Annotated in this window: 20 protein-coding genes; 11 read left to right on the top strand and 9 right to left on the bottom strand. The window is 62.1% G+C overall.

From position 1 onward, the window contains the following. The first annotated feature begins 59 nt into the window (after positions 1-59). From ACKJSM_RS26930 to ACKJSM_RS26915, 4 genes are all read left to right on the top strand, one after another. The gene (locus tag ACKJSM_RS26930) at positions 60-749 is read left to right on the top strand and encodes an N-acetyltransferase (RefSeq protein ID WP_339490242.1); all 690 of its coding nucleotides are present in this window, start codon (positions 60-62) and stop codon (positions 747-749) included. Between the two features lie 4 nt (positions 750-753). Further along, complete coding sequence (locus ACKJSM_RS26925) at positions 754-1941, top strand: GNAT family N-acetyltransferase (RefSeq protein ID WP_410239355.1); 1188 nt, start codon at positions 754-756, stop codon at positions 1939-1941. Beyond that, complete coding sequence (locus ACKJSM_RS26920; RefSeq protein ID WP_236182327.1) at positions 1913-2701, top strand: ChbG/HpnK family deacetylase; 789 nt, start codon at positions 1913-1915, stop codon at positions 2699-2701. Before ACKJSM_RS26925 ends, ACKJSM_RS26920 begins: the two co-directional genes overlap by 29 nt. Before the next feature lie 117 nt (positions 2702-2818). Beyond that, a complete protein-coding gene (locus ACKJSM_RS26915) occupies positions 2819-3511 on the top strand; it encodes an N-acetyltransferase family protein (RefSeq protein WP_410239354.1) in 693 nt (230 codons plus the stop codon). A gap of 49 nt (positions 3512-3560) precedes the next feature. On the opposite strand, the gene ACKJSM_RS26910 is transcribed toward ACKJSM_RS26915, so the two are convergent. Further along, positions 3561-4367: a class I SAM-dependent methyltransferase gene (locus ACKJSM_RS26910; protein WP_410239353.1), complete on the bottom strand. Its 807-nt coding sequence runs from the start codon at positions 4365-4367 to the stop codon at positions 3561-3563. Between the two features lie 163 nt (positions 4368-4530). Here ACKJSM_RS26910 and ACKJSM_RS26905 point away from each other — a divergent pair, with 163 nt between their 5' ends. Continuing rightward, positions 4531-4899, top strand: coding sequence for a hypothetical protein (locus ACKJSM_RS26905; RefSeq protein ID WP_410239352.1), 369 nt, complete (start codon positions 4531-4533; stop codon positions 4897-4899). On the opposite strand, the gene ACKJSM_RS26900 is transcribed toward ACKJSM_RS26905, so the two are convergent. The 5 genes from ACKJSM_RS26900 to ACKJSM_RS26880 all read right to left on the bottom strand — a co-directional run bounded on the left by ACKJSM_RS26900 (position 4890) and on the right by ACKJSM_RS26880 (position 13390). Continuing rightward, on the bottom strand, positions 4890-6320 hold the full coding sequence (locus tag ACKJSM_RS26900; RefSeq protein WP_410239351.1) for a sigma-54-dependent transcriptional regulator: 1431 nt from the start codon (positions 6318-6320) through the stop codon (positions 4890-4892). The two genes, ACKJSM_RS26905 and ACKJSM_RS26900, sit on opposite strands and share 10 nt — an antisense overlap. Then, on the bottom strand, positions 6289-7782 hold the full coding sequence (locus tag ACKJSM_RS26895; RefSeq protein WP_410239350.1) for a sensor histidine kinase: 1494 nt from the start codon (positions 7780-7782) through the stop codon (positions 6289-6291). The genes ACKJSM_RS26900 and ACKJSM_RS26895 overlap by 32 nt, the downstream gene beginning before the upstream one ends. A 106-nt stretch (positions 7783-7888) precedes the next feature. Further along, a complete protein-coding gene (locus ACKJSM_RS26890; RefSeq protein WP_410239349.1) occupies positions 7889-8959 on the bottom strand; it encodes an SCO family protein in 1071 nt (356 codons plus the stop codon). A 17-nt stretch (positions 8960-8976) separates the two neighbouring features. Beyond that, positions 8977-11784 carry a multicopper oxidase domain-containing protein gene (locus ACKJSM_RS26885; RefSeq protein ID WP_410239348.1) on the bottom strand — a complete coding sequence of 936 codons (2808 nt, stop codon included), beginning with the start codon at positions 11782-11784 and terminating at the stop codon, positions 8977-8979. 148 nt (positions 11785-11932) lie between these two features. Next, positions 11933-13390, bottom strand: a complete 1458-nt coding sequence (locus ACKJSM_RS26880; RefSeq protein WP_410239347.1) for a sensor histidine kinase — start codon at positions 13388-13390, stop codon at positions 11933-11935. A gap of 267 nt (positions 13391-13657) precedes the next feature. Between ACKJSM_RS26880 and ACKJSM_RS26875 the strand changes: the two genes are divergently transcribed. The 6 genes from ACKJSM_RS26875 to ACKJSM_RS26850 all read left to right on the top strand — a co-directional run bounded on the left by ACKJSM_RS26875 (position 13658) and on the right by ACKJSM_RS26850 (position 20159). Further along, complete coding sequence (locus tag ACKJSM_RS26875; protein WP_410239346.1) at positions 13658-13888, top strand: hypothetical protein; 231 nt, start codon at positions 13658-13660, stop codon at positions 13886-13888. 192 nt (positions 13889-14080) lie between these two features. Further along, positions 14081-15427, top strand: a complete 1347-nt coding sequence (locus ACKJSM_RS26870) for a hypothetical protein (protein ID WP_410239345.1) — start codon at positions 14081-14083, stop codon at positions 15425-15427. A gap of 35 nt (positions 15428-15462) precedes the next feature. Continuing rightward, positions 15463-17697, top strand: a complete 2235-nt coding sequence (locus tag ACKJSM_RS26865) for an Ig-like domain-containing protein (RefSeq protein WP_410239344.1) — start codon at positions 15463-15465, stop codon at positions 17695-17697. 102 nt (positions 17698-17799) lie between these two features. After that, a complete protein-coding gene (locus ACKJSM_RS26860) occupies positions 17800-18264 on the top strand; it encodes a curlin (protein WP_236182338.1) in 465 nt (154 codons plus the stop codon). Positions 18265-18290: 26 nt separating this feature from the next. Continuing rightward, positions 18291-19742 carry a curlin gene (locus tag ACKJSM_RS26855; protein ID WP_236182339.1) on the top strand — a complete coding sequence of 484 codons (1452 nt, stop codon included), beginning with the start codon at positions 18291-18293 and terminating at the stop codon, positions 19740-19742. 192 nt (positions 19743-19934) lie between these two features. Then, on the top strand, positions 19935-20159 hold the full coding sequence (locus ACKJSM_RS26850; protein ID WP_236182340.1) for an antitoxin: 225 nt from the start codon (positions 19935-19937) through the stop codon (positions 20157-20159). Here ACKJSM_RS26850 and ACKJSM_RS26845 read toward each other — a convergent pair. From ACKJSM_RS26845 to ACKJSM_RS26835, 3 genes are all read right to left on the bottom strand, one after another. Further along, positions 20152-20370 carry a hypothetical protein gene (locus ACKJSM_RS26845; protein WP_410239343.1) on the bottom strand — a complete coding sequence of 73 codons (219 nt, stop codon included), beginning with the start codon at positions 20368-20370 and terminating at the stop codon, positions 20152-20154. The two genes, ACKJSM_RS26850 and ACKJSM_RS26845, sit on opposite strands and share 8 nt — an antisense overlap. 94 nt (positions 20371-20464) lie before the next feature. After that, complete coding sequence (locus ACKJSM_RS26840; protein ID WP_410239342.1) at positions 20465-20656, bottom strand: antitoxin; 192 nt, start codon at positions 20654-20656, stop codon at positions 20465-20467. Between the two features lie 71 nt (positions 20657-20727). Beyond that, positions 20728-21108 carry a DUF6124 family protein gene (locus ACKJSM_RS26835; protein ID WP_236182342.1) on the bottom strand — a complete coding sequence of 127 codons (381 nt, stop codon included), beginning with the start codon at positions 21106-21108 and terminating at the stop codon, positions 20728-20730. Positions 21109-21585: the final 477 nt, after the last annotated feature.

Below are 21585 nucleotides of genomic sequence, written 5' to 3'. Positions count from 1 at the left end.
TGATGTCCGGCCGCGCTGGCCTCTGGCCGCGCGATGACTCGTCATCAGGAGCCACGACCATGAATGTTCTGCAAAAACTCTGCGATCACATCAAACACAAAGGCCTGCGGGCCACCTTGGCCAAAGTGTGGAAGCACTACGTCTTTTCTCATCAGGAACTGCTGTGGATGGAGCGCGACCTGGTCAGTCCGGTGCCGCCCCACAGCCTCAAACCCTACCCGCCGCTGCGAGTGGTGAAGATCACCCCGGACAACGTCAGCGCCTTCGCCCGCCACTTCGGCGACCGCGTCGGCACCATGGCGGAGCTTGCCCGGGAACATCACACCGGGCACATGCACCTGGACGATCAGGGCCATGCGGTGGCCTTCATCTGGGGCACCGCCCAAGACTATTTCGACCGGCACTACTACGGCTGCCTGTTCCCGGTGAAACCCGGCGAGTTCTTCGAATTCGGCGGCGAACTGACCCGCTCGTACTGGGGCACCGAACTGTCGGTGGACCTGCAACTGGAACTGTGGAACGCCATGGCCGCCCAGGGCTGCGACAAAGTCGTGGACGTCTGCGAATTTCACAACATCCCGGCGCTCAAGCTGCACCTGCGCATGGGCTATACCGAACAGGGCCGGATCATGAATGTGTATCAGCTGTTCGGTCGCTGGCGCTTCTACCGCGAAACCCGCTACAGCGGCTCGCGCCTGGATGCATTGCGCAAACCTTCCCGTCCACCTGTCACAGCCACGGTGACCTGAGCCTATGGCGCGATTCGAATGGCGCACTTCGTTGTGCGCACCTGACTTCCCGGCGGCGGCCTATGAAGCGCTGCGCCTGCGGGTGACGGACCACACGCCGTTCAACAGCCTCGACTGGCTGGGTGCGGCAGAGCAGGCGCTCGACGCGCATGAGCGGCTGCACGTATTGCTGGGTTGGGAAGCAGACGAATTGCGCCTGTGCCTGCCGCTGGTGGCGAGCCGTGAACGGTTTTTCGGCGTGCCGTTTCGGGTGGTGCATCACCTGGGTTATCCACTGGCCGATCGCCTGGCGTTGCTGTCACGGCTGGACGCCAAAGACATGCGCCAGGTCCTGCGGCTGATTCGTCAGCGAATGCCCCACGCCCTGTTGCAACTCAACGAAATCGCCGAGCCGCTGGGCGCCGAAAGCGTGCTCACCGAATGGATGGCCCGCAGCTCCACCGGCGAACGTCGCTTGAGCTGCCGGGTACCGGTGCACCTGATCAGCGACGCCGACCGCCAGGAAGTCTCGGGCGACCCGCGCTACAAACTGCGCCGGGCGCGCAAACGGATCGCCGCGTGCGCTGCCGAAGTCCGGCGGATCACGCCCGACGCGACCAGCATGGGCCCGTTGCTGCAGGTCATCAGCGAAGTCGAAGCGGTCAGTTGGAAAGGCGACGAAGGCGTCGGAATCTTTGCCAGCGACCGCAGCCGACGCTGCATGGAAAACGCCTTCACTGCCCTCGCCGCGTCGGGCCGGGTGCGCGTGGTGATGCTGGAACTGGACGGGCGTTGCATCAGCTACCGGCTCGGCCTGCTCGAACAGGGTCGACTCTACGATTACAACCTCGCCTTCCTGCCGCAATACGCCGATCTGGGCAGCGGTCGGGTGTTGCTGGAGGAATGGATTCGCTGGGGGCTGGACGACAACTGGCGCTGGATCGATGCCTCGCGGGTCAGCCTGGAAAACTCCAGCCATCAACTGCACGAACGCATGACCGGGCAACTGGAGCACTGGCGCTGGAGTTTCTATTCCTGGCGCCCGAGCGGACTGTTGCTGGGGCTCGGGCTGCGCGTCTGGCACCGGCTCAAGCCGGCGTTGCAACAATGGCGGGCGAAGCGTGCAACCGTAAAAGCGGCGGCCACCCCGACACCGGTAAAACACCTCACCAAGGAGGGCGAACATGCCACGCCAAGTCATAGTCAACGCTGACGATTTCGGCCTGAGCCCGAACGAAAACGCGGTGATCCTCAGTGCGTTCCAGGCCGGGGTCATCAGTTCCGCTACCGCCATGGCCAACATGCCGGCGTTCGAAGCGGCCTGCGCCATGGCCCGGTTGCCGCTGCTGGCAGGACGAATCGGTCTGCATTTCAACCTGACCTACGGCCGGCCCTTGAGCCGGGCCATTCTCGAGCGTCGCACCTTCTGCGACAGCCATGGCGTGTTCGATCTCAACCTGCCGCGCCACAGCCTGTGGCTGGGCCGCGAAGATCGCGAGGCGGTGCAGGAAGAATTGCAGGCGCAGTGGCAACGCTGTGTCGATCAGGGCATGCGTCCCAGCCACCTCGATTCGCATCAGCACGTGCACAACATCTGGCCGATCGGCGAGATCGTCGCGCGCTTCGCCGCCCATCAGGGGGTGCCTGTGCGCCTGGCGCGCAACCTGGGGCAAAACCTCAGCCTGCCCAAACGTGTGTTCAAGGGGTTGCTCAACCGTCGGTTGCAGAGTCTGGCCGGTGTGACCGCGGATTACGTCTGCACGCCGGTCGATTTGCGCAACGCCCCGGCGCCGACCGACGGCGTGCTGGAAATCGTCGCCCATCCGAACCAGTTCGGGGCGGATTTCGGCGACGCCTATCTGCAACCCGAAGAGTCCCTGAGCCGCTTGCTAGAGCAGCGACTGACGGGCGTTCCACGGGTTTCCTATGCCGATCTGAACAAGGACTTTCTGCGGGGTGCCGAGGCACTCTGAACCGTTACATAACTTGCAATACTTTCAAAGCTGGCGCTTTGACATGAATTTCCCGGCTTGATCTATACCCACAAAAGCGTCATCCACAACACCCGGGCTCCGGCCTCGGAGGGCATCATGAGCGTCATTGAAAAGCTGCGTGAACGTATCAAGCAAAAAGGCCTGGGCCGCACCTTCGGCACGTTGTGGAAACGCTACGTGTTCTTCCATTGGGAACTGTTGTGGATGGAGCGCGACCTGGTCAGCCCGGTACCGCCGCACAAACTGCGCCCCTACGACGGCCTGCGCAAAGTCGACATCACCGCACAGAATGCCGGCGCGTTCGCCAAGCATTTCGGTGACCGGGTGCAGACCATGGCCGAGCTGGCCAACGAGGGGCACACCGGGCACATGTACCTGGACGCCGACGGCCATGCGGTGGCGTTTATCTGGGGCAGCACTCGTGACTACCACGACCGCCACTATTACGGCTGCACCTTCCCGGTCAAACCCGGCGAGTTCTTCGAGTTCGGCGGTGAAATGATCCGCGCCTACTTCGGCAGCAGCCTGTCGGTAGACGTGCAGGTCGCCCTCTGGGAAGCCATGGCTGCCCAGGGTTGCAACAAGGTGGTGGACGTCTGCGAAACCCACAACATCCCGGCGCTGAAACTGCACATCCGCATGGGCTATCACGAACAGGGCCGCGTCACCCACGTCTATTGCCTGTTCGGCAAATGGCGGTTCTTCCGCGAAACCCGCTACGCAGGCTCACGCCTGGATCCACTGCGCAAGCCGGGACGGCCGGTGGTGACGGCGGCTGCGCAGGCTTGAAACAACGAAGGCGGCCATTCGGCCGCCTTCGCAATGCTCCATTCGCGCCTCAGCGCTTCACCCCCACCCACGTAAAACACAGCGGCATCTGCGCCTGGCGGTTCTGGTACTGGTCATACACTTCTTCCCGGTTCGAGTGCGGGTATTCCTTGAAGTGCGTGATGTTCAGGCCGGCCTCGAGGGCGGCGGTGAAGAGCGCGCCGAGGGTGTGCGCGAACCAGTAAGACTTCGCCGCCGGCTGTTCGACCTTGCCGAAGTAGACGATCGGCTCTTCCTGCACGAACGGTTCTTCGCGGAAATACGAGCTGGCGAGGCGAAACGGGTCCTCGGCCTCGGGGTCGACCATTTCCAGGAACGGGTGGGTTTCGTAGATCACCAGCCGTCCGCCCGGTTTGAGGGTCGAGACGACATGGCGGAAAAATTCGCCGATGTCGGGCATCCAGTTGAGGACGCCGATGGTGATCAACGCAACGTCGAAACGGGCGCGCAGCGATTCAGGTAAATGATGGATATCGGCTTCGATGAACTCGGCCTTGTGCGGCGAACGCTTGTTCAGTTCGCGGGCCTGTTCGAGAAACGCGCCGGACTGATCGATACCGACCACGCTCCGTGCGCCGAGGGCGAACAGTGACAGGCTTTCGCGGCCGTTGTTGCACCCCATTTGCACGACGTCTTTGCCATCGACACCGACCTGCTCGAGCACGCCGCGCAGGGTGTCGTCGAGGCAGGAAAAATCGGCCTGCGTGACCTCGGTCAGCAAGGCCTGCCAGTCGGGCGAGTCCTGATGATGACGAGCGGAATCGTTCCACGCCTGACGATTGCTCTCAATGGCGTTTTTATTGTTTGGCACTTCCATGGCGCACTCCGGGCGATGCTCACAATTGAGCGGCCCGAGTCTAGTCCAGCCTCGCGCAACAGGTTGTTGCGAACTTGTAAGCCGCCTGCGTCTGCACCAACGCCTGCACCGCGGGCAGCTATAGTTAATAGCCTTGGGGAAATCCGCTTCCACAGGTGCTGCCATGGGAATGTTCAATCGACTGCTGTTATCCGCCTGTCTGCTCGCCACCACGCCGGTGCAGGCGCTCGACAGCAACTTCAACTATTACGGGTCGGACCAGCCTTTTGCCCACCCTGCTCCCCCGTCGTTGTCGGCCCAGCCGCCTCGGCCGTTCGATGACACGCCGCCGCAGGATTTCATCGTCATCCCGGATCGCCATGTGTTCCATGACTCGCAGCTGCCCACCGTAGCCGATGCGACGGTGCGGGTGTTTATCCGCACCTACGATGCCGAGCGCGGCATTTACGTCAACGACGAAGTGCTGGACCCGACGTGCGTGCTGGAATGCCTCGGCACGCCCAATCCACGCAGTAACGCGGTTTACCACTGACGCTTGTCCGGCCGCGCCAGGCCGAGCTTTTCGATGCGGTAGCGCAGCATGTCGCGGCTCAGGCCCAGCAGGCGCGCCGATTTGGTGACGTTCCAGTCGGTCTTGTCGAGCATCTTGCGCACCATGTCGCGCTCGACTTCCGGCAGGTTCATCGATTCGGTGTTGCTCGCCGGACGTGGTTCGAAATGCTGCACTTCGTGCTGATGCTGCGGCGGCAGGTCATCGCACAGGCTCATGCACACGTTCAGTTGATGCGCGGCGACGGTGTCGTTTGGCGCCAGCAGCACGGTCTGTTCAAGCATGTTGCGTAGCTCGCGCACGTTGCCCGGCCAGGTGTAACTGCGCAGCAGCTCTTCGGCCTGATCGCTGAAATGCAGGTTCGGTTTGCCGTAACGCTTGCCGTGACTGGCGAGGAAGTGACGGGCCAGCAGCAGGATGTCTTCGCCACGGGCGTACAGACGCGGCACCTTGATCGAGATGATCCGCAGCCGGAAAAACAGATCGCGGCGGAATTTGCCCTGCTGGACCATCTGTTCAAGGTTGCAATTGGTGGCGCTGATCACCCGCAGGTTGACCTTGCGCTCCTTCACCGAGCCGACCCGGCGAATGGTGCGGTCCTCCAGCAGTTTCAGCAGTTTGGCCTGGAGCACCAGATCCATTTCACCGATTTCATCGAGAAACAGCGTGCCGCCATCAGCGGCTTCCACCAGCCCGACCCGGCGATCCTTGGCATCGGTGAACGCGCCTTTCTCGTGACCGAACAGCTCCGACTCCACCAGGTTGGCCGGAATCGACGCGCAGTTGAACTCAATGAACGGGCCTTTGCTGCGCGCACCGTCGAAATGCAGCGCCCGGGCGACCAGTTCCTTGCCAGTCCCGGTTTCGCCCTCCACCAGCACCGGCGGCAGATCGCCGTTGGTCATGCGTCGCTCGGCTTCGAGCAACTGGCCGATGGTGTTTTTCAGGTGCAGCATCGGCGCCGATTCGCCGATCAGCGCCTGCACTCCGGATTTCTGCGCCTCGCGCTCCTGATAGAACGACAGCGTGCGCTCCATCCGTTCGGTGGCCAGGGCCTTGTCCAGCAGCAGTTTGAGTTCCGGCAGCGCGACCGGTTTGGTGACGTAATGAAAGGCGCCCTCCTTCATTGCCACCACTGCGTCTTCGACGTTGCCGTAGCCGGTCATCATGATCACTTTCAGTTCCGGCGCGCTGATGCGCAGCTTCTGGATCAGATCGTGACCACTCATGCCCGGCAGCGAGTTGTCGGTCAGGACGATGTCCGGCATGAAGCTTTCCAGTTGCCCCAGCGCGTCCTCGGCCGAGTGGCAGACCGTCACCTCGAAGTCTTTGCGCTCCAGGTAGGTCTGAATATTGTCGGCCAGCAGTTCGTCATCCTCGACCAGCAGAATGCTGTGTTCCATATTCCCCTCCCGATGCCACTCTAAAATTGAGACTGACGCGGGTTCCTTCCTGCTCCCGGCTGGTCAGCACGACCGACCCCTGAAACCGCTCCATGATTCGCTTGACCAGCGCCAGGCCGACCCCGAGGCCGCCCTGCTTGGTGGTGAAAAACGGTTTGAACACCAGTTGTTGCTGCTGCGCGCTCATGCCTTTGCCGGTGTCGCTCAGGGTCATGCGCACCTGGTCGGTTTGCGCTGTTTCAATCTCGACACTGAGTACGCCGCCCTTGGGCATTGCTTCCAGGGCGTTGGCAAACAGGCTATTGAGAATTTGCGTGAGCAGCACCTTTTGACTGACGACCGGCGGGCAATCCTGGGGCGTGAATCGCACTTCAACGCCATTGCGCCGGATCAGCGCATCAAACGCCCCGAGGGTATCCTCGACCGCCGCGAGCAGTTCCACCGCCTCGCCGTCATCACTCATCGGGCGCAACGACACCAGCAGTTCGCGAACCCAGCGCGACATGCGATCGACCTGGCTGATGATGTCGCCGATGTTTCGCTGCGCGCCGGGGCTGGCGATTTCCTGAGCCAGTTCGGCGCTGGAACGAATGGTCGCCAGCGGATTGCGCAGGCTGTGCGCCACCGCCGAGGACATCTCGCCCAGGGCGACAAAGGTTTCGTTGCTGATCAACTGCTGTTGCTGGCTCTGCAGCAGGCTCGAGGCGCGCCGTACGATCCAGAACAACCCCAGGTAAATCGCCGCGCCGCCAAGGATGGTCGCGGCCCAGATCGAGGCGAATCCACGGTCGATGCGGTCCACCAGATCCGCCGGTTCCTTGTAGATCTCGACCATGGCGACCACTTTGCTTTTGTCGGCGTTGAACATCGGGATGTAGTTTTCGATGAACAGGTATTTCGGTTCACGGGACAGCCGCTGCTCGGGTTTCTCATCGTCGATCTTGTGATAGCTGGAAGACACCGGGACTTTCATTTCGAACGACTCGTCCAGTTCATCGTCATCTTCGATCTTGACGTTGATCAGCTCGGGGTTGGTCGACCAGATGATCGTGCGGTCCAGCGCATACACCGTGGCCAGCAATACGTCGGGCAAGTGTTCGACATGATCAAGAAACTCGGCGCGGGCCGCAGCATGGGCCAGCGCGTCGACATCGGGGTAGTTCTGATCCTGGCGCGGGTCGAGCATCTCGCCCATGGTGCGTTGCGGCGTGATGTTGGCGTGGCGCATTTCCGCATCGCCGATGGCCTGCACGAATTGCGCGGTGAGCAAGGCATCGCGCTCCACACTTTCGGTCACCACAAAGCGCGTGGAGATGTAGCCCAGCCCCAGCGCCACGGCCGCGATGATGAAAAAACTGGCCAGCGAAAACCAGCGCAGCAGATTGAACTGCCCGCCCCAGCTCTTGATGGCCGCCAGCGCGAGGTTCGGTGCCGATGTTTTCTGTTCTTCCAGTCGGTGCATGGCAGTGCCCTGGTGTTTTTTTTGTATCGCGTCGGTCAGCGCCGCCTTACGAGTGAGTGTAGGTGGCAATGACCGTGACACACGGTTCAATGATGCTATTTAGCCGCTACCGCATACGACTCACCGTTTCGCTCGCAGATGCCGGTTTTACTGGCGTCAACGCCCCGTCAGCCAAGGGCTGCACCGACGGATGCTGACGCTCGGTTTCGGCACTCAGAAAGTCGATGATCGACTGTGCCGAGGCCTCGTCCAGACGCAGATTGGGCATCGGGATGCGCTCGTATTGCTCATAGAGTTGCAGCGCGATCGGGTCTTTCTCCGCCAGCACGCGGTCCGGTTCGCGGATCCAGCGACTGAGCCAGGCCGGGTCACGCTGGCGGGTCACGCCGATCAGGTCCGGGCCGATGTTGCGCATGCCAATGCCTTCGCCATCCTGCGGGCCGAGGCTGTGGCACGAGGCGCAGCGGGTGCGGAACAGTTCTTCGCCGTTGCTCGGCGGACGGATCTGCGGGGCGTCGGCGTAACTCTCTGCGGTGCTGGCCTGTTTCCAGTTCTGCAACGTATTGGCGAGCTGGTCAGCGAGGATCCACGGGTTCTCGAACGGCGAGGCTTTCATCCAGCGCCCGGTGCTCTGGTTACCGACGATCAGGCTCAGGTTGTGATCCTTGGTGCGGCCGTTGTCGACGCCTTCGATAAACAGCCCGAGCTTCTTGCGCAGCTCGGTGACATCTTCGAACTCGCCGGTGAGGAACTTCCAGCCAGGGCCGACCCTGAAGCGTTGCGAATAGGCCTTGAGCACTGCGGGGGTGTCGCTCAACGGGTCGAGGGTGATCGAGTAAAAGAAGATGTCCTTTCCGACCCGGTCCCCCAGCAGTTTCTGCACCTGGCGCAGACGCGCGGTCTCCAGTGGGCAGGAGTCGCTGCACGACGTGAAGATGAAGTTGATCACCACCACCTTGTCTCTGATCAGGTCATCGAAAAACCGCACCTGCCGACCGTCCTGGTCGGTCAGCAGGGTATTGGGGAAATAGTCGCCACCCCACGGGGTGGCGGATTCGCTGGCACCGTCGGACTGCGCCTGATGGGCGATGAGCACCTGACTGCCGAGCAGGCAGGTGACCAGCACCAGAATCAGATGCATGCCCAGGGCGCGGGAGCGCGGCGTTGGCTGGGTCATGTCGGCTCCCTCCCGGCTCATGGTTTCACGGTCACTTGCGGGCCGACGCCATCGCCAGTGCGGAAGGTTGGCAGTGCAGCGGAGTTGACGTAGCGCACGCCGTCCCAGCTTGGCAGCGGTGTCGGCATCAGCTGAAGTTGCCCAGGTTTCTCGAGGTCCCAACGCAGCAGCATCGAGTTGTCCTCATGCTGGGTGTTGTGACAGTGCTCCATGTAGGTCCCGGCAAACTCGCGGAAGTTGATCGCCATTTCCACGCTGTCCAGACCGTCGGCTTCCGAACCGATCCGGTAGACGTCCTTGCGCGCCCATTTTTCCCATTCAGGCGGGGCCTTTCCGCCACGGCTGAGGATGATCCCCTCCTCGAAGTGCACGTGTACCGGGTGGCTCCAGCCCGTGCCGCCGGCCTTGATATTCCACACCTCCAGGGTGCCGATGCCGCTGACCCCGGCGTCGGTCGGGCCGCTGGCCAGTTTGGTCGAGGCATTCAACCGGCGCGGGTCCATGTGGAAGCCGAAGCCGCCATCGGTCTTGATCGTCCACGGCGCTTCATCGGTACCGTCGGCGCGGCCGAAGGTGAAGGTCCGGTGCAGCGCCTTGGCGAGCAAGGCCTTGTCGGCAGCGTTGTCGCGGTGGATCTTCAGCGGAATCATCACCATGCCTTCCGCCTTGCCCGGTCTGGCGGGCTCGTAGGCGGCCGGGTTCATCGACAGATCCTGGCCGGTATAAGCCTTGACGTTCAGTTGCAGGACCTTGCCCACCACCGGGTCGCCCCGGTCCCATTGCGGGCCTTTGCTGGTCTGCTTGATGACCGCCAGGTATTTCTCCGACAGCACGTCGGCCAGCGGGATCACTTCTTTCGGACCCTTGCCGTCGTCCTGGGCTTGCAGGTTGACAAAGAACAGCTTGTCGCCCGGTTTGATGCCGTTTTTCGAGAAGTTGACGATGATGTCGAACCGCTCGGCGATACCCTGGGTCGGCAGAATCGCGTTGTGGTTCTGTTTGTCGCCGTCGGCATCGAGGTCCATCGAACCGTCGAACGGCACGCTGTGTTCCATGATGTTGCCGTCGTTGGCGATCATGTGGAACGGCACGCGGCTGTACGACACGCCAGCGTTTTTCGGCCCCGGGAATTCGCCGCCGCTGCCTTTGACTTCACGCACCAGCGCAAGCTTGAAGTAGCGCGACACCGAACCGTTGAGGAGACGGAAGCGATAACTGCGCGCCCGCACGTCGAGGCTCGGTTTCCATTGCCAGTTGACCAGCACCTGATCGCCGATGAAGCCATCGGTGTTGAACGGGTTGAACCACAGCTGACCTTGCTGATCCCAGGCCTTGTCGGCGAACACCAGGTTGACGTCGTAGTCGCGGTTGCCCCACGGCAAGGCGCTGCCGCTGGGAAAGCGCAGGTTGACGCCGTCGTTCACCGATTCGTTGCCGCGGTCCAGGGCGCTGTAGTAGTTCATCATCGCCGCGTTGCCCTTGTAGACGTTCTGCGCGGTGAAATCGAGCATGTGGTCGTGGAACCAGTGGGTGCTCATGGTTTCCCGGTAGTCGCCGCGAATCTTGATGGTGCCGTGGTCGCAGGTCTTTTTCGCCGGCTGCAGGTCGTTGACCCACAGGGTTTCTCCCGGCGCGCACGGGAATGCGGCGCGCGGATCTTCGGCCTTGGTGTTGATGCTGTCGTAACCGGCGAGCTGGATCGGCCAGCGATAGTCGTAGTACTGGCCGGGGAAGAAGAACGCGTTGGCATAACCATCGCTTTCCGCCGGGGCGTGGCCGTTGTGCTCGTGGGTGCTGATGGTGTGCAGACCGAAGCCACGGTTGGCCGACGGATCGATCGGCAAGCCGTTGTAATGCCGCATCAACACCGGTTGGCCGTAGCGCACCATCAACAGTTTCGGTGGCAGCGTGCCGTCGAAGGTCCACACCGAGTTGTGGTTCTGCACCGGCATCGCCGGGTGGAAGCGAACGTCGACCCCCTTGGCCGCGCCATCCGTCGCCGGTACGCCCGCGACGTTGTGGTACAGCCCGCCGGGGCCGAACTCGCCGACCGCATAACCGTGCATCTGCCGACTGTCACGCAGCCCGCCGTTCAGGCGCGCGCCAGTCTGCACGGTCTTGTAGGCGACTTGCGGGTAGAACTCGTTCCAGCGCTGATGGGCCCAGCCTTTTCCCGGTGGCCGGCCTTCGGCAGAGGAGCCGATATGCCGGTTGAGGAACAGTTCGATCTGCGATTGCCAGGGGTTGCGGTCAACCACGTTGGCGTACTGGCTCGGAAATGGCGTGAGCCCCGGTTGACGCAGAAACGCATCCAGCGCCGTGCCGGGAGGCGCACTGCGGGCGATGTTGTTCGGGTCTTGCGCCGGCGCCGGGCCGATGGCGGCTGGCGGGAAACTCAAGGGCGCTGCCGGTGTGGTCGGGTCGAGTTTTTCCGGGCCGAACTCTTCAAACAGCATCAGTTGCTGAGTGAACGGCTGAGCACCGTACAGCGGGCTCGGCTTGCCGTTGGTGGGGTAATTGAAACTGGTCTGGACGGTGGGCGGCAGAATGTTTTCCGTACGCGTCGTGTCCCGCGTGCCTTTGACCCCGTCGGGCAGATCGAAGGAGTCTTCGTTGGCTTCGGGCATCGTCAGGATCGCGTTGAGGGCGCCGGCGCGGTCCTCGGGCTCGTCGTAATAGGCCGACGGGTCGGACGCTTCCGGCTGATTCTCGTCGTCGATCGGGCTCGCTCGAACCCCGGTCATCTGGCCGAGGGTCAACATCAGAAAGACGCTCAGTGGCGTCAACAGGAAGCGTTTTTTGGGGTCATGCGTTGTTCTGTCCATCACCAACCGCCTCATCTAAGGAAGGGGTGATGGTGTTTTGCAATTACCTCGCCAAAAAATCATTTCCAGTTGTAACAGGGACTTGCAGGCGCTGTTGCATTCCCCACTCCCCGGTGACCGGGGCCTGACACCCACTGCTGGGGGAAGTTCACCCGATTTGCTGGATGAGCTGAAACGCCAGACGAACGGTGGTGCCCTCGCCTTCGCGGCTGTCCAGACTCACGCCGCCGCCGAAGCGCTCCATGATCCGCTTGACCAGCACCAACCCCACGCCAAGGCCGCCCTGCTTGGTGGTGAAGAACGGCCGGAACGCCATGCTGCGCTGCTCTTCATTCATGCCTTTGCCGGTATCGCTGAGCATGACGCTCACGCCACGGCTGTCGCTCGGTTCGAGGGTGATGGTCAGCGTGCCGCCCTTGTCCATGGCTTCCAGCGCGTTGGCCAGCAGGCTGTTGAGGATCTGTGCGAGCTGTACTGGCTGGCTCAGCACCATCGGCGTCTGCTGGGGGTGAAACACCACCTGCACGCCGGCCTTGGCGATCTGTTGCTCGAACGCCATCAGGCTGTCGTGCAGCGCCGCCACCAGGTTCACCGGTTCAGGGTCATCGTTGAGCGGTCGCAACGATTGCAGCAGCTCGCGCACCCACTTCGACATGCGATCGACCTGGCCGATGATGTCCTTGATGTTTTTCTGCGCCGGCCCCGCATCGAACTCCAGCGCCAGCTCGGCACTGGAGCGGATGGTCGCCAGCGGATTGCGCAGACTGTGGGCTACCGCCGAAGACATCTCACCCAGCGCAACAAAGGTTTCGTTGGCGATCAGTTGTTTTTGCTGGGCCGCCAGCAGGATCGCCGCCCGCCGCACGATCCAGTACAGCCCCAGATAAATCAGTCCGCCGCCCAGCGCGGTGGCCAGCCAGATCAGCGTCAGGCCGCGCTCCATGCGGGCGATCAGGTCTTTCGGCTCTTTATAGATCTCGACCATCGCCGTGACGTTCTTGCCCTCGGCGTCGAACAGCGGGATGTAATTTTCGATGAAGATGTATTCCGGCGGCTCCACGAATTTCTGTTCTTCACGGCCCTTGTCTACGTTGTGATAACTCGCTGACACCGGAATCCTTTCATCGAACGCCCGGTCAAGGTCTTCGTCGGCATGAATCCGGGTGTTCATCAACGCGGGGTTGGTCGACCAGATCACGGTACGATCCGGCGCATAAACGTTGGCGAGGATCACATCCGGCAAATGTTCGATGTGATCGAGAAATTCGCCCCGGGCACTGGCTCGGGCCGCCGGGTCGACATCGGGAAAGTCGTTGTCCTGACGCGGGTCGAGCAACTCGCCCATGGTGCGGATATTGGGGATCGAGACGTGGCGCACTTCCGCCGACGCGATGGCCTGGATGAACTGCGCGGTCAGCAAGGCATCGCGCTGCACGCTTTCCTCGATCACGAACCGTGTCGACACCGCCCCGAGCGCCACGGCCACGGTGCCGATCACCGCCATGCTGATCAATGAAAACCAGCGCAACAGGTTGAACGGCTGCTTGCGCGAGCTCAGCCGCTGGCTGCCCTCCTCGACCGGTAGCGATTGTGACTGCATGTTCATGGCGGCGACTTCCCGATACGTCCCTATAGGGTTATAGCCCACGGTTGGGTGTTTGCCCGGATGCGGGGGAATCGCCCCCCCCACATCACGATGAGCTCCACAAAATGGAGCGCAATTCAACGACCGGCTGTCTATTTGATGGAATCGAGTGTTTCACCTGTCAGATCTGACAGTTGGCAATGCTTCAGTAATGGCGTCTGATTCAGGTGACTCATTCAAAAGCGTCGCAGACTCAAGGACCTATCGTTCGGATCAAGGAGGAATCACATGGCAACGCCAACAACAGCAAACACTGCCAAAGGCGTGGTCAAGCGGATCACAGACAATGAAACGCCAGGCCTGCCTCCGCGCCTTGTCATCGTCACACCGGATACTGGAGGCCCGGATATCGTCTTTGGAGCGGGTTCGAGAACCTTGCTGGCCATAAATGACCGGGTGAGTTACTCAGAACCGGATGATCTCCAAAAAATACTGTTCGCTCCCGTCAAGAAGATCTAGCCCCCACCACAGTCCCCCAACTCTGGGGGCTGTGGCCCTATCGCGCGCCACCCGGTCCGTCTCTCTTCGCCCCTGCAGCCCTTGCGCCACGGTGCTCTCCAGCCAGTTGGCCGATCGTTGGTATGGAAGTTGTAAAGCCCTCTGCAACTGACCCATCCCACGGGGCAGGTACTTTGCTAGAGGGATTAACTCATGCACCCTTTACTGTCCAAAACCGCGACCGTCCTGGTCGTGAGCGCCTTGGCCCAGGGCATTGCCCAGGCCGCTCTGTTCGCCGTCGATCCGGGTCCCTACACACCGGCCAATGGCGGTTTCGCCAGCTGGTATCAGGACAGCCACGGTCGCACTCTGGATCTGTGCCTGTCCAAAGCGCTCAGCTCCCGCGTACCGAGCACCCCGGGCGCCCCGTCGTACATGTGCTCGCTGCTGCCGGCCCCCGGCGTGTTCGATGACACGCAACCGCTCGTATTCCCCACCAACTTCCCCGATGAAGCGTTCTGGTTCACCGGCGATACCTCCATCGTCGACGCGGCACGCGGCATCGACCTGACTTACGTCAGCGCCGTCGAAGCCGCGTTCGGGGGCGGCGATCCCGCGGAAGGCGACCAGATCAGCTTCGCGCGAATCCGCATCCGGGTCGACGTGCCCACCGCCGGCACCTACGTCATCACCCACCCGTACGGCGTCGATGTGTTCACCGTCGATACACCTGGCCGGCGGGCCATCAACATGACCCGCGACATCGGTATCGGCATCCCGCAAACCTACGACGGCGCGCTCAAGGGTGACATCGGTCCGTTCCTGCGCAGCGTCAACGGGCCGTACACCGAGACCAACCCGTTGACCGGCGCGGCTGAACAGTTCGTTGGCGATCCGAATCTCAACGAGGCGGTAACCGGCAGCCCGTTCAATACCAACTACGTGCGCATCGAAGGCCCGGGCGGCATTGACCTGCGCAGCACGACCTTCGCCGTGTCCGGCAAATTGTCGACAGTGGTTCGGCCAACGCCTCTGATCACCGAGCGCAGCACCTACTCACGCAAGCCCGGCGAAAGCGCACCGGTGGCCCAACAAGACGTGTTCGTCAAAGCGCCGCCAGCGCCGGGCACCGCCGCCATCACCAGCAGCACGCCCGTCGTGAACATGACAGAAGCCGACAGCACCGGCAGCTGGTACGCGCAATCGGCGGTCAACCCGACCTTGCCGACCGTGCTGCAAGTGACCGCCGACAACCACCTGGCAATCGCCACCAGCTCACCGACCACCCTGCCCATGACGCTGACTGACCTGGTGGTGATCCAGCGCGCCGAGTACAGCCTCAGTTCCGGGCAATTGACCGTGGTGGCTTCGACCAGTGACGAAACCTCGCCACCGGTGCTCACCGCCACCTCCGACACCGGCGCCACCATCGGTGCGCTGGGCGGCGACGGCGCGGAGAAAACCCTGGCCACCGGGATCACGCCGATACCACCGGCCAGGGTTCGGGTGACGTCGTCCAACGGCGGCAGCGATACCGAAGAAGTGGTCATCGTGCAATGAACGCTCACATGCCCAGATCCGCATCAGGAGGCATCATGAACAAGTGGCCACGCTTCGCGCTCAACGCGCTCGGGCTGACAATCTCGCTGACCGGCAGTGCGTTCGCGCAACTGGCCGCCGTCGATCCCGGCCCCTACACCTTCGCCACCGGGAAATTCCCGATGTGGTACCAGGACGACAACCTGCTGTCGATGGAACTCTGCCAGTCCCGCGCCGCCAGTTCGCGGGTGCCGGTCAGCACCCCGCCGGCGTACATGTGCACCCTGCTGCCGGAACCGGGCGTGTTCGATGACACCTTGCCCATGGTGTTCCCCGACAACTGGCCGCCGGAAGCCTTCTGGTTCCTGGCGGAAACCAATATCCCCAACAACGGCGCCGGTTTCGGCGTGGATGCCTACGTGGCCGGTATCGAAGCGGCGTTCGCCTCGGGGAATCCGGCCGATGGCGATCAGCAAAGCTTCGCGCGGATCCGCATCCGGGTGAACGTCCCGGTGGCCGGCACCTACACCATCACCCATCCGTACGGTGTTGAAACCGTCAACGTCACCACGCCGGGCCGGCGGGCAATCAACATCACCAAAGACATCGGCATCGGTGCGCCGGGCAACTTCAGTGGCGCGCTCAACGGCGCCATCGGCCCATTCCTGCGCAGCATCAACGGCCCGTACACCGAAGTGAACCCGGACACCGGCGGCATCGAAACCTTCGTCGGCGATCCGAACCTCACCGAAGCGGTGACCGGCAGCCCGTTCAACACCAACTTCCTGCGGATCGATGGCCCGTCGGGTGCCGGCTCGATTCAGACCAACCTGTTCACCGTCGCCGGCAAGGTCCTCGACAACCGGCAGCAAACCCAGGTCGCCGTCGACCGCGCCACCTATCGCCGTACCTCGGCCGGTGTGCGTGCCGAAGTATTCGCCAAGGCCGACAGCAGCTCGACCCTGTGCTTCCGCGAAACGGTAGCGCTGCTGCCCGGCCCGCCGCCGACGCCTTGCGAGACCAGTCTGCTGGGTGACAACAACGGGCTGTTCTTCGGCCAGCGCCTGGGCACCGGCACCCTGCCGTCGGTGGTGGTCGTGACCGCCACCAACCCGGCCGGCACGACCCGGCCGACGGCTGTCTCGGCCAAGCTCACCGACGTGGTGAAAATCCAGACCGCCCGCTACAGCTGGGCCAACCACAGCCTGCTGATCGAAGCCACCTCGACCGATGAAGTCACGGTGCCGGACATGGTTGCCCAAGGCTACGGACGCCTGTCGAAATCCGGCACCCTGCAACGCATCACCGTGGCTGACCTGACTCAGCCCCCAGCCACCGTCACGGTCAAATCCGCCGCCGGCGGCAGCGACACCGAGCCGGTGGTCGTGGTCGGCAGCGCACCGGACACCGGTGAGAACCAGGCACCGCTGTCCGTCGCCGACACCGGCAGCACCAGCTTCGGCGTGCCCATCACCCTCAGCCTGTTGACCAACGACAGTGACCCCGACGGCAATGTGCCGCTGAGCATCACTGCGCTGACTCAACCGGCGGCCGGCCAAGGCACCGTGGTCCTGAACGGCACCACGTCGGTGGTCTACACCCCGCCAGCCGTGGTCAACACTCCGCTGACCACCACCTTCACCTACAAGGCCCAGGACAACAAAGGCCTGGCCTCGGTGAACCCGGCGACCGTGACGATTACCGTCGCGCCCAACCAGCCACCGACCGCCGTCGCCGACAGCGTCGCCACGCTGGGCGTCGCGATCCCGATCAACGTCCTGGCCAACGACACCGATCCGGAAGGCAACACGCCGCTGGGCGTCGCCAGCCTGACCCAACCGGCCGTTGGCCGCGGCACGGTCAGCACTGACGGTACGGTGATCACCTACACCCCACCGGCCACCGTGACCACGGCCTTCACCACGACCTTCACCTACATCGCCCGGGACAGCTTCGGCGCCCAGTCGACGCCGGCGACCGTGACGGTGCAAGTGTCGCCACGGCCTGCCGCGGAGACCTTCACGATCACCACCTCGACCGTGCAGGCCCGTTCCGGAGGACGCTTCAACTGGGACTTCACCGGCACCTCGTCGGTGACCACCGGCAACACCATCACCGTGCAGGTCACCACCCCGAACGGGTTGGTCACGCTCGGCACGACGACGGTACCGGTCACCGGACGCTGGCGGCTGACGCTGAACAACACGCTCGTCGTGCCATCGGCCAACCCGACCGCCACCATCCGTTCGTCCCAGGGCACCGTTCGCACCGTCTCGGTGACCACCCTCTGAGCCCACGCCCCACCCAACCCACACCGCCTGGCGCGGGGTGGGTGGGGCTGACTCAACCACGATTTCAGGTTTGAGCAACACAAAACACAACAGGACAACGCCATGAACACGCCGACCGCCGCCCTGCTTTGCCTGCTCGCCCTGTGCGTCAGTGCGGGCGTGCGCGCCGACGACCTGATGGAAAACGACGACCTGGCGCCCAACAGCGCCGATCTCGGCGAACTGCCGCCCCCCGTGGGCCAGCAAGCGCTGATCGACCAGAACGGCCAGGTCAACCTCGCGCTGCTGTCGCAGAACGGTCAGTCGCTGCTGGGCAGGATCGTGCAGTCGGGCAGCAATCAGGAGGCGTACATCCTGCAACAAGGCAGCGACCTGATGGCCCTGATCACGCAAACCGGCTCCGGCAACGCCGCGTCCATCACGCAAACCGGCAGCCACAACCGCGCGCAGATTTCGCAAAACGGCAACAACAACGACGCCAGCATCGAGCAGGCCGGCACGGGGCTGCAAAGCGCCGTGACCCAGTCGGGCAACGGCATGAGCGTTTCGGTCAAGCAATATCGCTAAGCACTGCAATCATCGGAGAGTTCATCATGTTCAAACTGACACCCCTCACCGCCGCCATCCTGGTCATGATCAGTGCCCAGGCCATGGCCGACGACAGCATTTCCACCCAGAGCCAGCTCGGCACCGCCAACATCGCCGATGTGAAGCAGACCCAGGCCCCGTTCAGCACCGCGACCCAGACCCAAGTGGGCCAGGGCAACAACGCCGCCGCCGTGCAGGACACCGCCACCAGCGTCATCACCCAGGACGCGGTCGGCGACTACAACGCCGGTTACGCCGAACAGCTGTTCGAAGACAACAGCACCATCACCCAACAACAGACCGGCGCCTTCAACACCACCCACGCCAGCCAGTCCCTCGGTTTCGGCGCCGGCAACCAGGCGCTGCAACAACAGCAAGGCACCGGCAACTTCTCGTTCGTCTACCAGGACTCGCAGAACGGCAGCGAAGGCAAGACCTTCCAGTTCGGCGACAGCAACGAAGCCAATATCGAGCAGCTGTACGAAGGCACCGGCAACAGTTCGGTGATCACCCAGTACGGCACCGCCAACTACGGCACCGCCGAACAAGTGCTGCACAACGGCGGCCAGATTGGCATCAACCAGGCCGGCGAAGGCAACTACGCCTACGGCGACCAGCGCAACGGCACCGGCGGCAACATCACCATCAACCAGTTCGGCAACCTCAACGGCACCGAAATCTGGCAAGACTCGCAACTGGCAAGCCAGGCCACCGTCAACCAGTACGGCGACAGCAACGAAACCGTGGTCGACCAGAGCTTCGGCGAAAACAACACCGCCGCCGTCACCCAGGTCGGCAACACCAACGCCATCTATGCCGACCAGTTCGAATCGGTCAACTCGACCCTGGCGCTGTACCAGGTCGGCAACGGCAACGTGCATTTCACCTACCAGAACGGCGACAGCCACACCCTCAACGCCACATCGGTGGGCAACGACAACAAGGTCTACGCCAGCAACTGGAAAGGCCCGCAGTCAGGCGGCCAGTTCGGCAGCAGCCAGCGCGCCACCGTCACCCAGGCCGGCAACGGCAACATTGCCAGCTTCACCCAGGACGGCATCGGCCAGATCATGACCACCCACCAGACCGGCACCGGCAACAAGACGACGGTCAGCCAGGCCGATTCCTACAACGAGCTGTACTTCGATCAGAACGGCAGCGACAACATCCTCATCGCCGACCAGCGCGGCACCACCAACCTGGTTCAAGGCTCATCGAACGGCTCGGGCAACAGCGCCGAGTTCGACCAGTCCGGCACCGGCAACCAGGCGTATACCGCGCAGCTGTACGGCAGCGACAACATGATCACCGTGAAACAGACTGACACCATGAACGTGGCGTACGTGACCCAGGGCGGGACGGGAAACTTCGCCAATGTGGACCAGAGCGGGATGACACAGACCGCGACCATTCAGCAGTTCGGGTCGGCTAACCAGGCGACGGTGTTGCAGCAGTAAGGGTTGGGTGTTGGAAAACCGCGATCTTGAGGTCGCGGTTTTTTTTGCGCTGACGCTTGAGTGGCGTCCTACGGAAAACGGAACGTTTTCAGAAATTCAGGGAGTTTTCTGACGAATTCTGGCGGTTGGCCGTCGGAAGTGCAGGCTCTAGGATTTGCCGGGACAACTTGATCCCCATGGAGCTTGGCCTACATGCAATTCATCCAGACAGCGACGACAGCGATACCGTTCGACCCACTGTGCCCGGTTGTTTCGGATCTTGATCCCGAGGAGCAGGCTGCGAGTTACGACCGTTGGTTTCGGGCCGAAGTACAGGCTTCTCTCGATGATCCGCGTCCGAACATCCCGCATGACCAGGTGATGGCCGAGATACATGCCTTGATGGAATCAATGCGCAAAAGGGCTGATGCTAATTGAGATGAAATATACGACTTATAGCGGCTCGAGCCTTCTTGCCGTCTGCCTCGTAAAGCCCATGCAACAAAGCCTGATCGGTTAACCGATGGAGACGGAAATGATTGTAGAAGGCTTGTCCCAATCGCTGATTATCAAAGGAACCCATTTCCCACAGGCCCAAGAATTCTGCATAGGTAGCGCTGTCGATTTCCAGTGGTGGTGAACGGTCCATGCGCTCCTCAAAAATGGTTAGTCGCCAGGAAGCAGTAGAGTAGCCAAAATCAGCATTGCGCTTTTCTACTTTTCACCTTGCCAACGCAAAGCACTCACCCCGCCTCATGCTTTCTTCGTTTGTCCTCCATCAGGGCCGACATTTCAGCCATCACCTGCTCATTCGGAATGCTGGGTCGTGGGTCATCGATTGAAGCCTGTACTTTGGCAATCAACCAGCGGTCGTAGCTGGCGGCCTGCTCTTCGCTTTCGAAGGCTGAAACGATTGGGGAGATCCGGGGATCCATGGTGGCTCCAGTTTGTATGTGAAAAACGCGACCCATTGCTGGGTCGCGTTTTTTATTGGGGACTTGCTGGATCAGCCCTTCAGCTCGACGTGATCCAAGGCCTGATTTACGGCCAGTTCACCCAGCATGAGGATCTGGGCGATGCCCAGGGCGGTTTTGCGGTGGGCGGGGTCGAGGGTGGCGGCGAAGTTGTTGAGCATTTCGCTGGCCGAGCCCAGGGATTCGCTGGCGTTGGCGAGCAGGGATTCGGTGTTGTAAGCCGGGTTGGCGAGGTACATCGGGGCGGGTTCGTTGACGCTGCCCATGATGTGGGCGCCGGGGCAGAGGTAATGGTCCAGGGCGCGCTCGGCGGCTTCGTGGAGTTTTCTGGAGTGGGTGGAGGTGTATGGGGAAGTTGGGTCGCTTTCGGAATGGGCTTGGTTTTCGGGTGGGTTGGGTGTTGGTTTCTTCATGATCATTTCGTTCTCATTGATAGTTGCAGCTGGCCCAATCGACTTCCAGGAAGAATGGGTGGCAGCCGTACGCAGGCTGGAAATCCGGGGAGAACGCGACCCGGCAGACATAAATGTCTCCCGCGTACAGCCGCCATAACAGCGGGCACACAATGAAGGTGCGCAGCATACGTTATGAACAGCGTTTTCGCCTTCTCACATTCCCGGGTTTCCAGGCCCGGCCGCTGAATTGGCAGCGACCGAAACAGGCTAGAGCCCGCGCTTCCGACGGACAACCTGAAAACCTTGTGGGAAGGATCGCCGAAACAGACACAACTTTTAAACATTCGAGAATGGAACGCGGAGCGTCCCGGGCTGCATTCCCACGCGGAGCGTGGGAACGATCAAAGCAAAAGCAGTCCGCTTTTCGCTTTTCGCTTTTCGCTTTTCGCTTTTCGCTTTTCGCTTTTCGCTTTTCGCTTTTCGCTTTTCGCTTTT

Source organism: Pseudomonas sp. PHC1, assembly GCF_046487845.1.
Lineage (GTDB): Bacteria > Pseudomonadota > Gammaproteobacteria > Pseudomonadales > Pseudomonadaceae > Aquipseudomonas > Aquipseudomonas sputi.
This window is presented reverse-complemented; position numbering and strand designations above follow the sequence as displayed.

Bases quoted from the DNA above. Each gene is read 5' to 3' on its own strand.
- ACKJSM_RS26930 (WP_339490242.1), top strand. From the start codon at position 60: ATGAATGTTCTGCAAAAACTCTGCGATCACATCAAACACAAAGGCCTG.
- ACKJSM_RS26925 (WP_410239355.1), top strand. From the start codon at position 754: ATGGCGCGATTCGAATGGCGCACTTCGTTGTGCGCACCTGACTTCCCG.
- ACKJSM_RS26920 (WP_236182327.1), top strand. From the start codon at position 1,913: ATGCCACGCCAAGTCATAGTCAACGCTGACGATTTCGGCCTGAGCCCG.
- ACKJSM_RS26915 (WP_410239354.1), top strand. From the start codon at position 2,819: ATGAGCGTCATTGAAAAGCTGCGTGAACGTATCAAGCAAAAAGGCCTG.
- ACKJSM_RS26910 (WP_410239353.1), bottom strand. From the start codon at position 4,367: ATGGAAGTGCCAAACAATAAAAACGCCATTGAGAGCAATCGTCAGGCG.
- ACKJSM_RS26905 (WP_410239352.1), top strand. From the start codon at position 4,531: ATGGGAATGTTCAATCGACTGCTGTTATCCGCCTGTCTGCTCGCCACC.
- ACKJSM_RS26900 (WP_410239351.1), bottom strand. From the start codon at position 6,320: ATGGAACACAGCATTCTGCTGGTCGAGGATGACGAACTGCTGGCCGAC.
- ACKJSM_RS26895 (WP_410239350.1), bottom strand. From the start codon at position 7,782: ATGCACCGACTGGAAGAACAGAAAACATCGGCACCGAACCTCGCGCTG.
- ACKJSM_RS26890 (WP_410239349.1), bottom strand. From the start codon at position 8,959: ATGACCCAGCCAACGCCGCGCTCCCGCGCCCTGGGCATGCATCTGATT.
- ACKJSM_RS26885 (WP_410239348.1), bottom strand. From the start codon at position 11,784: ATGGACAGAACAACGCATGACCCCAAAAAACGCTTCCTGTTGACGCCA.
- ACKJSM_RS26880 (WP_410239347.1), bottom strand. From the start codon at position 13,390: ATGAACATGCAGTCACAATCGCTACCGGTCGAGGAGGGCAGCCAGCGG.
- ACKJSM_RS26875 (WP_410239346.1), top strand. From the start codon at position 13,658: ATGGCAACGCCAACAACAGCAAACACTGCCAAAGGCGTGGTCAAGCGG.
- ACKJSM_RS26870 (WP_410239345.1), top strand. From the start codon at position 14,081: ATGCACCCTTTACTGTCCAAAACCGCGACCGTCCTGGTCGTGAGCGCC.
- ACKJSM_RS26865 (WP_410239344.1), top strand. From the start codon at position 15,463: ATGAACAAGTGGCCACGCTTCGCGCTCAACGCGCTCGGGCTGACAATC.
- ACKJSM_RS26860 (WP_236182338.1), top strand. From the start codon at position 17,800: ATGAACACGCCGACCGCCGCCCTGCTTTGCCTGCTCGCCCTGTGCGTC.
- ACKJSM_RS26855 (WP_236182339.1), top strand. From the start codon at position 18,291: ATGTTCAAACTGACACCCCTCACCGCCGCCATCCTGGTCATGATCAGT.
- ACKJSM_RS26850 (WP_236182340.1), top strand. From the start codon at position 19,935: ATGCAATTCATCCAGACAGCGACGACAGCGATACCGTTCGACCCACTG.
- ACKJSM_RS26845 (WP_410239343.1), bottom strand. From the start codon at position 20,370: ATGGACCGTTCACCACCACTGGAAATCGACAGCGCTACCTATGCAGAA.
- ACKJSM_RS26840 (WP_410239342.1), bottom strand. From the start codon at position 20,656: ATGGATCCCCGGATCTCCCCAATCGTTTCAGCCTTCGAAAGCGAAGAG.
- ACKJSM_RS26835 (WP_236182342.1), bottom strand. From the start codon at position 21,108: ATGAAGAAACCAACACCCAACCCACCCGAAAACCAAGCCCATTCCGAA.